Raw genomic sequence first — 11,949 nt, forward strand, 5'->3', positions numbered from 1 at the left:
GCCGTGGCCCAGGCGGGCCACGGCGTCGTGTGGTGCGGCGCTGGAGCGCGCCGCGACGTGCGGGGTCAGGCCTGGGCTGCCGCCTCGGCGATCGTCGCCACCGTGAGCCGGGCGATGGCCAGCTCCTCGGCCGTCGGCACCACGAGCACCAGCGTCGGGGCGCCGTCGGGGGAGATGACCGTCACGTCGGACTTGCGGCCCTCGTTGCGCTCCAGGTCGATCGTGTAGCCCAGGCCCTCGAGCCCGGCCAGGGCGTGCGCGCGCACGATGTCGTCGTTCTCGCCGATGCCGGCCGTGAACGACAGGACGTCGACGTGGCCGAGCACGGCGGTGTACGCGCCGATGTACTTGCGCAGGCGGTGGATGTACACGTCCAGCGCGAGCTTCGCGTCCGCGTCCCCCGCCGCGATCATCTCGTGCAGGGTGCGGAAGTCGCTCTCGCCGGACAGGCCCTTGACGCCCGACCGCCGGTTCAGCAGGTCGTCGATGTCGTCGATCGACATGCCGGCGTTCCGGTAGAGGTGGAACACGACGCCCGGGTCGATGTCGCCCGAGCGGGTGCCCATGACCAGGCCCTCGAGGGGCGTCAGGCCCATCGAGGTCTCCACCGCGACGCCACCCTTCACCGCGGACACGGACGCGCCGTTGCCCAGGTGCAGGACGATCTGGTTGAGGTCCTCGAGCGGGCGGCCGACGATGTTCGCGACCTCGGCCGAGACGTACTGGTGCGACGTGCCGTGGGCGCCGTAGCGGCGGATCGAGTACGTCGCCGCGACGTCCTGCGGGATCGCGTAGGTGGCGGCGGCGTCCGGGAGGGTGCGGAAGAACGACGAGTCGAACACCGCGACCTGCGGCACATCCGGGAGCAGCTCGCGGGCGACCTCGATGCCGCGGGCGTTCGCCGGGTTGTGCAGCGGGGCCAGCGGGGACAGCGCCTCGATGCCCGCCACCACGGCGTCGTCGATCAGCGCGGGGCCGGCGAACACGTCGCCGCCCTGCACCACCCGGTGGCCCACCGCGACGACATCCGCCTCGGCCAGGTCCGGGCCGTGCTCGGCGAACAGCTCCAGCACACGGCGCAGCGCCTGGCCGTGGTCCGCGATCGGCTCGGTGAGCTTCGTGGAGACGCCCGCGTGCTTGTGCGTGAGCAGCGCGTCGTCCGCGCCGATCCGCTCGACGATGCCCGACGCGATCGCGTCGCCGCCGATCGGGTCGACGAGCTGGTACTTCACCGACGACGAGCCCGAGTTGATGACGAGCACGGTGCCGTGGGGGGCGTCGGTCTGCTGGCCCGGCTGGTCGCCGGATCCGTGGAGCGGGTTCACGCGTTGTCCTCCGAGTGGGTGTCCAGGGCCTGCGCCTGGATGGCTGTGATCGCGACGGTGTTGACGATGTCCTGCACCAGGGCGCCGCGCGACAGGTCGTTGACCGGCTTGCGCAGGCCCTGGAGCACGGGGCCGATGGCCACAGCGCCCGCGGAGCGCTGCACGGCCTTGTAGGTGTTGTTGCCCGTGTTCAGGTCGGGGAAGACGAAGACGGTGGCCCGGCCGGCGACGGCCGAGTCGGGCATCTTCGTGTTGGCCACCGACGCGTCCACCGCGGCGTCGTACTGGATCGGGCCCTCGACCGACAGGTCGGGACGGCGCTCGCGGACCAGCGCAGTCGCCGCGCGGACCTTGTCCACGTCGACACCCGAGCCGGACTCGCCGGTCGAGTACGACAGCATCGCGATGCGCGGCTCGATGCCGAACTGCGCGGCGGTCGCCGCCGAGGAGATTGCGATGTCCGCGAGCTGCTCGGCCGTCGGGTCAGGGTTCACGGCGCAGTCGCCGTAGACCAGCACGCGGTCCTCCAGGCACATGAGGAACACGCTCGAGACGATCGAGACGCCCGGGGCCGTCTTGATGATCTCGAAGGACGGCTTGATGGTGTGCGCCGTGGTGTGCAGCGCGCCCGAGACCATGCCGTCGGCCAAGCCGAGCTCGACCATCATCGTGCCGAAGTACGACACCGACGAGACGATCTCGCGGGCGCGCTCCACCGTCATGCCCTTGTGGGCGCGCAGCTTCGTGTACTCCTCGGCGAAGCGCTCGAACATGTCGCCCGAGCGCGGGTCGATGATCTTCGCGTCGGCGATCTGCAGCCCGAGCTCGGTGGCCCGCGCGCGGATCGACGTCTCGTCGCCCAGGAGCGTCAGCTCGGCGACCCCGCGCTGCAGCAGCGTCGAGGCGGCCCGCAGGATGCGGTCGTCGTTGCCCTCGGGCAGCACGATGTGCTTGCGGTCCGCCCGGGCCCGGTCGAGCAGCTCGTACTCGAACATCAGCGGCGTGACGACCTCGCGGCGCGGCACGTCCAGCGCCGCGACGATCGCGGAGCCGTCCACGTGGCTCTCGAACAGCGACAGCGCGCTGTCCACCTTGCGCTGCGAGTCCGCCGACACGCGGCCCCGGGTCTGCCCGGCGGCGCTGGCGCTGCGGAACGTGCCCGCGTCCGTGCGGATGATCGGCAGCCGCGAGCCCAGGCCCTCGACAAGCTTCGCGACCGTCGGCGGCGGGAAGAACCCGCCGTTGAGGATGATGCCCGCCAGCGAGGGGAAGCCCTCGGCGGCGTGTGCCAGCAGCAGGCCCAGCAGGATGTCGGAGCGGTCCCCGGGGGTGATGACCAGCACGCCGTCGTGCAGCCGGTCGAGCAGGTGCTCGATCGACATGGCGCCCACCAGCACGTCCACGACCTCGCGGGAGAGCAGCTCCTCGTCGCCGACGGCCAGCGTGCCGCCGACGGCGTCCATGAGCTGCCGCACCGTGGGGGCGGTGAGGAACGGGTCCTCGGGCAGGGCCCACGCCGGCGCCACGGTGCTGACGGCCTCGCGGACCTGGTCCAGCTCATCCGGGACGCAACGGTTCGCGACCACGGCCATCACGTTCGCGTGGTTGGCCTCGAGCTCGCTGACCGCGACCTCCGTGATCTGCCGCACCTCGTCGGGCGTGCGGCCGTTGCCGCTGACCACCAGCAGCACCGGGGCGCCGAGGTTCGCGGCGATGCGCGCGTTGTACGACAGCTCGGTGGGCCCGGCCACATCCGTGTAGTCGGTGCCGACGATGACGACGACGTCGCACTGCCGCTCGACCGCGTGGTACCGCTGGACGATCTCGCCGAGGGCGGCCTCGGGGTCGGCGTGCACCTGGTCGTAGGTGACGCCGATGCAGTCGGCGTAGGCGAGGTCGACGCCGTCGTGCGCGAGCAGCAGCTCGAGCACGTAGTCGGGCGTGGCGGTGGAGCGGGCGATCGGCCGGAACACGCCGACCCGCTCGACCGATCGGGTCAGGAGGTCGACGAGGCCCAGGGCGACGGTGGATTTGCCGGTGTCGCCCTCGGCCGAGGTGACGTAGATGCTGCGAGACACGGGTGTTGCTTCTTCCTCTGAAGAGATCTGCTGGGTGGCGCGGTGGAGCGGCGGGGACGGGCTACTCGTTGTCACCGCCCGTCGCCGCTGTGGCGTCGTACATCGGGCCGGCGCCCTCGGTGGCGGTCTCGCCGGCGTCCGGCCACACCCAGTCGCGCACGGCGGGCAGGTCCTCGCCGTGCTCCCGGGTGTACTCGCGGGCCTCGATGCGGGCGTCCGCCATCCGCTGGCGCAGGCCCGCGGCCTTCGAGCGCAGGCTCGGCACCTGGTCGATGACGTCGATCACCAGGTGGAAGCGGTCCAAGTCGTTGAGCATGACCATGTCGAACGGCGTCGTGGTCGTGCCCTCCTCCTTGTAGCCGCGCACGTGGATGTTCGAGTGCCCGGCGCGGCGGTAGGTGAGCCGGTGGATCAGCCACGGGTAGCCGTGGTACGCGAACACCACGGGCTTGTCCGTGGTGAAGAGCGTGTCGAAATCCCGGTCGGACAGGCCGTGCGGGTGCTCCTTCGCGTCCTGCAGCCGCATCAGGTCCACCACGTTGATGACCCGGACGCGCAGGTCGGGCAGCTCGCGGCGCAGGATGTCCGCCGCGGCCAGGACCTCGAGGGTCGGCACGTCGCCCGCGCAGCCGAGCACCACGTCCGGGTCCTCGCCGGGGACCTCGTTGCCCGCCCACTCCCAGATCCCCAGGCCGCGCGTGCAGTGCGCGATGGCCTGGTCCATCGTGAGGAAGTTCGGCGCGGGCTGCTTGCCGGACACCACCACGTTCACGTAGTCGCGGCTGCGCAGGCAGTGGTCGTACGTGCTGAGCAGGGTGTTCGCGTCCGGCGGCAAGTACACCCGGACGATCTCCGCCTTCTTGTTGATGACGTGGTCGATGAAGCCCGGGTCCTGGTGGCTGAAGCCGTTGTGGTCCTGGCGCCACACGTGGCTGGACAGCAGGTAGTTCAGCGACGCGATGGGGCGGCGCCACGGGATCTCCCGCGTCACCTTCAGCCACTTGGCGTGCTGGTTGAACATCGAGTCGACGATGTGGATGAACGCCTCGTAGCAGTTGAACAGCCCGTGGCGCCCGGTCAGCAGGTACCCCTCGAGCCAGCCCTGGCACTGGTGCTCCGAGAGCATCTCCATCACGCGGCCCGCCCGGGCCAGGTGCTCGTCCACCGCCGGGTCGAGGAACTCGGCGTCCCACTGCTTGTCGGTGACCTCGAAGACCGCCTGCAGGCGGTTCGACGCGGTCTCGTCGGGGCCGAAGATCCGGAAGTTGTGCGGGTTCTGGCGGATCACGTCGGCGAGCCACTCGCCCAGCACGCGCGGCGCCTCCGAGATGGAGCCGCCCGGCACCGGCACGTCCACCGCGTAGTCGCGGAAGTCGGGCAGGCGCAGGTCGTGCAGCAGCAGGCCGCCGTTGGCGTGCGGGTTGTCGCTGATCCGCAGCGGCCCGTCCGGCGCCATCGCGCGGATGTCAGGCTCGACCCGGCCCTCGGCGTCGAACAGCTCGTCCGGGCCGTATGAGCGCATCCACTGCTCGAGCGTGGCCAGGTGCTCCTTGGTGTCGCGGGCGCTGGCCAGCGGCACCTGGTGCGCGCGCCACGAGCCCTCGACCTGCTTGCCGTCGATGACCTTCGGGCAGGTCCAGCCCTTGGGGGTGCGGAAGATGATCATCGGCCAGGTGGGACGCGACTCGTCGCCGGCGGCGGCCCGCGCCTTGATCTCCGCGATCTCGTTCATCACCGTGTCGAGCAGCTCCGCGAACCGAGCGTGGTACGAGAGCGGAGACTCGTCGTCGAAGCCCGCGACGAACATGTGCGGCTTGTGGCCGTAGCCCCGCATCAGGTCCAGCAGCTCCGAGTCGGGGATCCGCGCGAGCACCGACGGGTTCGCGATCTTGTAGCCGTTGAGGTGCAGGATCGGGAGCACCACGCCGTCGTTGAGCGGGTGGACGAACTTGTTGGAGTGCCAGCTCGTCGCCAGCGGCCCGGTCTCCGCCTCGCCGTCGCCGATGACGGCCGTGACCAGCAGGTCCGGGTTGTCGAACGCGGCGCCGTAGGCATGTGACAGGGCGTAGCCGAGCTCGCCGCCCTCATGGATCGACCCAGGGGTCTCCGGCGCGACGTGGCTCGGGATGCCGCCAGGGAACGAGAACTGCCGGAACAGCCGGCGCAGGCCCTCGGCGTCCTCGGTGATGTCCGAGTAGACCTCGGAGTACGTGCCGTCCAGGTACGCGTTCGCGACGAGCCCCGGGCCGCCGTGGCCCGGCCCTGTCACGTACATCGTGGACTGGTGGCGCTCGCGGATCATCCGGTTGAGGTGCGCGTACAGGAAGTTCAGGCCGGGCGTCGTGCCCCAGTGGCCCAGCAGACGGGGTTTGACGTCGTCGACGGTGAGCGGGGTGCGCAGCAGCGGGTCGTCGAGCAGGTAGATCTGCCCGACGGAGAGATAGTTGGCAGCGCGCCACCAGCGGTGGATGGTCTCGAGCGTCTCGGGTCCGGCGCCCGAGCCCCCCAGGGGCCAGCTCTGCTGTGACGTGGTCGGTGGCGCTGTGGTGCTCATGCAGTCCCGCCTTTCGTCCTGCCCCCGAGCCCGCGGCGTCGGAGGCATGCCAAGCCTTTCGTCTGTCGAGACGGCCGACTGGGACGTCTGACCCATGACCGCCTTCTGGCCCCTTCTGTCATACAACCCCATGCGGCGACTCCGCGCACAGCCCGGCCCTCGCGCGCGGAGAGGGCAGCCGCCCAGGTGGGGCCGTGTTCTCGGGCCCACCAGCACCTGCGTGTGTGGGCGAACTCACCGTGCCCGCGCGCGCGGACGGTGAGTCGGAGGGCCTCCGGCGTCGTTGTCGGGTGTCGCGGCCGTCACACCCGCCGTCGACCCGTGCCGTGCGCGCCCGCTGGCCCACGCGCCCGGGTTACCGTGAGCCGTGCCCGCGACCCCGCCCCCCGCGACCGTCCGGATCCTCGACGACGGGACGGGTGGAGTCGACCACCGTGCTGCGCGCCGCGACGCGGCCCCGGATGCTGGTCCTGCTGGCGGTGCTCCTGCTGGCCGCGATGGTGTGCGCCCGGCTGGGGATGTGGCAGCTCGACCGGGCCGAGGTCAGGGGCGGCGACAGCGCGGCGCAGGAGCAGGCGCAGCGCGAGGCGCAGGAGCCGAAGGACATCGGGGACGTGCTCGCCCCCCAGACCACGTTCACCGGCGGTCTCGTCGGCCAGCAGGGGGGGGCGCGCGGCTCTTACGAGCCCGACGGGCAGCTCCTGGTCGTGGAGCGGGCAATCGGCGAGGAGACCGGCTACCTGGTGCTCACGCCGTTGCGGGTCAGCGACACCCTGCCGTCCACCCCCGGCGACGACGCCGGGGAGCCGGCGCCCGTGCTGCCCGTGGTGCGCGGCTGGGTTGCCGACCCCGCCGACGCCGCCGCGCTGGCAGTCCCGACCGGCGAGGTCACGGTCACCGGCCGCCTGCAGGCCTCAGAGGGGCCCGGGCTCGGCGGGCAGCCCGCGGGGCAGATCGACGCGATCAGCTCGGCGGAGTTGCTCGGCTTCTGGGCCGGCCCCATCTGGACGGGCTACGTGGTGCTCGCCGACGCGGCCCCCGCGGACGCCGCGCACGACGCGGGGCTCGAGCTCCTGCCGGCCCCCACCCGCGCGGGCTCCGGGCTGAACATCCAGAACCTCGCCTATGCCGCCCAGTGGTGGATCTTCGGCGGCTTCGCGCTCTTCGTGTGGGTGCGGCTGGTCCGTGACGAGGCCGCAGGCGACGGGCCGCCGCTGGACCAGACCGACGAGACTGACGAGACCGGCGCGGTCACCCAGCAGACGGGCGCCTCCGCAGCTCCTTGACCGCGCGCCTGCGCTGCTCGCCCTGCGCGCGACGCGTCCGAGAGGACCGGCTGGCGCGCGTCGGACGACGCGGCGGGGGAGGCGGGGCCAGCGCCTCGTCGAGCAGGGCCTGCGCGCGGGCGAGCGCGGCCTCCCGGTTCCGGAGCTGGGACCGGTGCTCCGACGCGGCCACGGTGAGCACGTCCTCGTCCAGTCGGGCGGCCAGGCGCTCCCGCACCCGCTCGAGCTGGGCAGGGCTCGTCCAGGCGATCGCGGTGAGGTCCACCGAGAGCTCCACCCGCGAGTCCGCCGTGTTCACGGACTGGCCTCCCGGGCCGCTCGACCGCGAGAAGCGCCACGCGAGCGCCTCGGGCGGGAGCGTGGCGCCGCCGCGTAGCCGACGTGATCCGAACATGCGTCCAGGATCGGCTACCGCGCAGGGGTCTGTCACGGGCATACTCACACCGCTGGGTCCAGGTCCCGGCGTCGCGACGTCGAAGGAGACCGCGTGTTCGTCAGGTCGTATGAGCCCTTCGACCGGCAGGACGTGTACGACGTGTGCGTGCGGACGGGCGCCGCGGGCTCGGACGCCCGTGGGTGGTACAGCGACGACGACCTGCTGCCCGACGTGTACGCGGGGTCCTATCTGCACCTGGAGCCCGAGCTCGCATTCGTGCTCGACGACGGGGACCGCGCCGTGGGCTACGTGCTCGGCACCGCCGACACCCGGGCGTGGACGGCGGCGTACCGGCGCCACTGGCTCCCGCTCGTCGCCGCGCGCCACCCCCGGGTGGAGGAGCCGGCCACACCGGAGGACTGGCTGGTGGACCAGCTCCACCACCCCGAGCAGAACCTGCGCGACGCGCTCGCCGACTACCCCGCCCACCTGCACATCGACCTGCTGCCCGAGCACCAGGGGGCCGGCCACGGGCGCGAGCTGATGCGGGCCTTCCTCGGCGCGCTCGCCGAGCGGGGCGTCGCCGCCGTGCACCTCGGCGTCGCCGTGGACAACCTCGGCGCGCAGCGGTTCTACGCCCGGCTCGGCTTCCACCGGATCGAGGCGGCGAGCGACGCGGACGTCACGTACCTGGGCCGCCTCACCGACGTGCCCGTCTGAGCACGTCGGCGGGACCCGCCCCTGCGGCGTCTGGTCAGTCGCTCTGCCAGGAGCGCCACAGCGCCGCGTACTCGCCGCCCGCCGCGACCAGCTCGTCGTGGGAGCCGATCTCGGTGATGCGCCCGCTGTCGACCACTGCCACCCGGTCCGCGTCGTGCGCGGTGTGCAGGCGGTGCGCGATGGCCACAACGGTGCGCCCCTCGAGCACCGCGGACAGCGACCGTTCCAGGTGGCGGGCCGCGCGCGGGTCCAGCAGGGATGTCGCCTCGTCCAGCACGAGGGTGTGCGGGTCGAGCAGCACGAGCCGCGCCAGGGCGATCTGCTGCGCCTGGGCCGGTGTCAGCGGCGCCCCGCCCGAGCCGACCACCGTGCCGAGCCCGTCGGGCATGGCCTCGACCCAGTCCCACGCGTCCACGGCCCGCAGCGCGCGCTCGAGCGCGTCGTCGTCGGCCGCCTCCGCCGCGAGGCGCAGGTTCTCGGCGATGGTGCCGACGAAGACGTGGTGCTCCTGGGTGACGAGCGCGACGTGCCCGCGCAGCGCGTCGAGCGGCAGCTCCACGAGCGGCACCCCGCCGACGGTCACCGAGCCGCCGGTGGGCGGGTGCACTCCCGCGAGCATGCGGCCGAGGGTCGACTTGCCCGCGCCCGACGGCCCGACGACGGCGAGCCGCTCGCCGACCCGCAGGTCCAGGTCGACGCCGTGCAGCACGTCATGGCCCTCGCGGTAGGCGTAGCGCACCCCGCGCCCCACCACGTGCTCGTCCACCGGCTGGGCCTGTCCGCGCTGCCGGTCCGGGGCGACGTCCGCGACGCCGACGATGCGCGCGAGCGATGTCGTGCCCACCTGGATCTCGTCGAGCCAGAAGATCAGCTCGCCGATCGGCCGGATGACCTGCACCGCGTACAGCGCGATCGTGGTGATCGCGCCGACCGTCGCCTGGCCGGTGGAGATCAGGTGCGCGCCCCAGGCCAGCACGCCGACCACCGGCAGCAGGAACGCCAAGTCGATGCCGGGGAACAGGACGGAGCGCAGCCACAGTGTGCGCTTCTCCGCCTCGAAGGCCACGCCGATGTCCCGGTTGAGGCGTGCCCGTCGGCGCGCTCCGAGCCCGAGCGCGTCGATCGTGCGCGCGCCCTCCACCGACTCGGTGATGGAGCCGCTGATCGTGGCGTAGGACGCGCCCTCGGCGAGGTACGCCGAGGTGGCCCGGCGCAAGTACCAGCGGCAGACCACGAGGAGCACAGGCGCCCCGGTGAACAGCGCGAGCGCGGCGAGGGGGTTGGTGGCGAGCGCCGCGACGACGGTCAGCACGATGGTCACGACGGTCACGAGCACGCGGGGCACCCCGAACCGGACGGTGTGCTGCACCCGGTCGATGTCGGTGGTGGTGCGCGAGACGAGGTCGCCCGTCCCGGCGCGCTCGACAGTGGACAGCGGCAGCCGCGTCACGGTGGTGAGGAACTCCTCGCGGAGCTCCGCGAAGACGGTCTCGCCAAGCACCATCGCGGACCGCTGCGCGTACCGGACCAGCCCGGTCTGCGCGAGCACGGCGATCGCGAGCACAGCGACCGTGCGGTTGACGTAGGCGGCGTCGGCGCCGTCCGACACGGCGTCGACCAGCCGTCCGAGCAGCCACGGGCCCGCCAGCCCGGCGCTCGCGGCCAGGGCGTTGAGCAGCACCACCCAGAGCAGTGGGCGGCGGTGCCGGCTGAGCAGCCGACCGGTGTGGCGGCGCAGCGTGGGTCCGTCAGCGACGGGCAGCTTCACGGCTGTCCTCCTTCGTCGGCTCGGCGTGCAGAGTCTCGGCGGCGTCCGCGCCGGAGGTGCGGGAGACCACCGCGCGGTAGGCCTGGGCAGCGGCGTCGTGGCCGTCCATCAGCTCGCGGTGCCGGCCCGTGGCGACGACTCTCCCGTCGACGAGCAGCGCGACCTCGTCGGCGGTGTCGAGCACCAGCGGGCTCGCCGTGACCAGCACGGTCGTGCGCCCGGCCCGGGCGCGGGCGAGGCGCCGCGCGATCCGGGACTCGGTGTGGGCGTCGACGGCGCTGGTGGGCTCGACCAGCACGAGGACCTCCGCCTCGGTGAGCAGCGCCCGTGCGAGGGCGACCCGCTGGCGCTGGCCGCCGGAGAGCGACCGGCCCTTCTCCTCGACTTCCCCGGCCAGGCCGCCGGGAACGGAGTCGAGCACGTCCGCGGCATCGGCGACGTGCAGCGCGGCGAGCATGTCGGCCTCGGTGGCGCGGCCGCGCACGTCGAGCTCCTCGGCGAGGGGCCCGGTGAACAGGGGGGGGGTGGACTCCGCGACGACGATGCGCTCGCGGACCTCGGCGAGGGGCAGGTCGTCGAGCGCGACGGCGCCCCAGCGGACTGCCGGGGGCGCATCCGGGAGCGGCTCGGGCTCGGCCCTGCCCGACGTGCCGAACCGGCCGAGCCGCAGCGCGACCGCCGCCGACTCGTCCGGGTCGGCGCTCACCAGGGCCAGGAGGAGGCCGGGCCGCACAACCAGCCCGCTGGCCTCGTCGAGGATCTCGTCGCCGTGCCCGGGGCGCTCCGCGTCGGAGCCCGCGCCGGTGAGGTCCGCGACCTTGGGCACGCGGAGCACCGCGAGCATCTTGCGGGTGCCGACGACCACACGCGTGGTGATTCGCATCATCTCGACGGCGGTCCACAGCGGCTGGGTGAGGTAGGCGGCGAAGCCGTAGCACGCGACGAGCTGGCCGGTGGTGATCTCGCCGGCGATGGCTAGGTGGGAGCCCATCCACACGACGATCGCGAGGAAGGCGCCGGGCAGCAGCGTCTGCAGCGCGTCGAGCAGCGACTGCGTCTGCGCGACGTGGACGCCGGCCTTGCGCACCTCCTGCGACTGCGCGCGGTAGCGCCCGGCGAACACCTCCTCGCCGCCGATGCCGCGCAGGATGCGGAGCCCGGACACGGTGTCCGCGCCCAGTGTCGTGAGCCGCCCCTGGGCCTCGCGCTGTGTGAGCTGACGCCGTTGCAGCGGCTTGACCAGGAACGCGAGCGCAGCCACGACGACGGGCAGGCCGAGCAGCACGAGCAGGCCCAGCGGCGTCGAGGTGCGCATCAGCACGACGGCGATCACCCCGTAGGCGACCACCGAGCCGATGGCCCGCGCCAGGTTGGCGTACAGCTCCCCGAGCCAGTGGCTGTCGGTGGCGACGGTGGCCACGACCTCGCCGGTCGGCAGCTCGGCGGTGACCCGGTCGCCAGTGCGGGTCACGTGGTGCCCCACGAGCTGGGAGGTGCGGTAGGCCGACCGCAGCCAGTTCTCGACGTCCAGGCGGTGCCCCCACACATTCGCGACGAGCTGCACCAGGCCGACCGCGGCGAGCACCGCGCAGCCCTTCCACAGCTCCGCGCCCAGGCCGTGCTCGAGCCCGCCGTCGACGATCCGGCCGACCAGGTACGGCATGACGGCGGCCGTGACCGCGCCGACGATCCCGACGGCGACCCCGGCCGTCAGCAGGCCCGCCTGCCGCCGCGCCACCCACCAGAGGAAGGCCGCGGGAGAGGAGAGCGGAGGGGTGCCGGGATCGGGCACGGGCAGATGACGCACGTCGGTCACCGTACGTGCAGGCGCCCACACGCCCG

At 72.9% G+C, this 11,949-nt stretch carries 8 protein-coding genes; 2 read left to right on the forward strand and 6 right to left on the reverse strand.

What is annotated here, in order from left to right:
• Positions 1-65 precede the first annotated feature (65 nt).
• The 3 genes from BN3788_RS03135 to BN3788_RS03145 all read right to left on the reverse strand — a co-directional run bounded on the left by BN3788_RS03135 (position 66) and on the right by BN3788_RS03145 (position 5,957).
• Positions 66-1,325 carry an acetate kinase gene (locus BN3788_RS03135; protein ID WP_066582395.1) on the reverse strand — a complete coding sequence of 420 codons (1,260 nt, stop codon included), beginning with the start codon at positions 1,323-1,325 and terminating at the stop codon, positions 66-68.
• On the reverse strand, positions 1,322-3,403 hold the full coding sequence (gene pta, locus BN3788_RS03140; RefSeq protein WP_066582396.1) for a phosphate acetyltransferase: 2,082 nt from the start codon (positions 3,401-3,403) through the stop codon (positions 1,322-1,324). Before pta ends, BN3788_RS03135 begins: the two co-directional genes overlap by 4 nt.
• Positions 3,404-3,464: 61 nt before the next feature.
• Positions 3,465-5,957: a phosphoketolase family protein gene (locus BN3788_RS03145; protein ID WP_066582397.1), complete on the reverse strand. Its 2,493-nt coding sequence runs from the start codon at positions 5,955-5,957 to the stop codon at positions 3,465-3,467.
• A 419-nt stretch (positions 5,958-6,376) separates the two neighbouring features.
• Between BN3788_RS03145 and BN3788_RS03150 the strand changes: the two genes are divergently transcribed.
• A complete protein-coding gene (locus BN3788_RS03150; RefSeq protein WP_234346456.1) occupies positions 6,377-7,243 on the forward strand; it encodes an SURF1 family protein in 867 nt (288 codons plus the stop codon).
• Here the strand turns inward: BN3788_RS03150 and arfB are convergent.
• Positions 7,209-7,637: an alternative ribosome rescue aminoacyl-tRNA hydrolase ArfB gene (arfB, locus tag BN3788_RS03155; protein WP_066582398.1), complete on the reverse strand. Its 429-nt coding sequence runs from the start codon at positions 7,635-7,637 to the stop codon at positions 7,209-7,211. The genes BN3788_RS03150 and arfB overlap by 35 nt on opposite strands.
• Positions 7,638-7,730: 93 nt before the next feature.
• On the opposite strand from arfB, the gene BN3788_RS03160 reads away from it, so the two are divergent.
• Positions 7,731-8,339 carry a GNAT family N-acetyltransferase gene (locus tag BN3788_RS03160; RefSeq protein WP_066582399.1) on the forward strand — a complete coding sequence of 203 codons (609 nt, stop codon included), beginning with the start codon at positions 7,731-7,733 and terminating at the stop codon, positions 8,337-8,339.
• 34 nt (positions 8,340-8,373) lie between these two features.
• Here BN3788_RS03160 and BN3788_RS03165 read toward each other — a convergent pair whose 3' ends face one another.
• Positions 8,374-10,107 (reverse strand): ABC transporter ATP-binding protein, encoded by a 1,734-nt coding sequence (locus BN3788_RS03165; protein ID WP_066582400.1) that lies wholly within the window; start codon positions 10,105-10,107, stop codon positions 8,374-8,376.
• Positions 10,088-11,914 carry an ABC transporter transmembrane domain-containing protein gene (locus BN3788_RS03170; protein ID WP_082812544.1) on the reverse strand — a complete coding sequence of 609 codons (1,827 nt, stop codon included), beginning with the start codon at positions 11,912-11,914 and terminating at the stop codon, positions 10,088-10,090. Before BN3788_RS03170 ends, BN3788_RS03165 begins: the two co-directional genes overlap by 20 nt.
• Positions 11,915-11,949: the final 35 nt, after the last annotated feature.

This window comes from Cellulomonas timonensis (assembly GCF_900046455.1).
In the GTDB taxonomy this organism is placed as follows: Bacteria; Actinomycetota; Actinomycetes; order Actinomycetales; family Cellulomonadaceae; genus Cellulomonas_A; species Cellulomonas_A timonensis.

What these genes read in the sequence shown, in the direction of transcription:
- arfB (WP_066582398.1), bottom strand. Translation starts at nt 7,637, where the DNA reads ATGTTCGGATCACGTCGGCTACGCGGCGGCGCCACGCTCCCGCCCGAG.
- BN3788_RS03145 (WP_066582397.1), bottom strand. Translation starts at nt 5,957, where the DNA reads ATGAGCACCACAGCGCCACCGACCACGTCACAGCAGAGCTGGCCCCTG.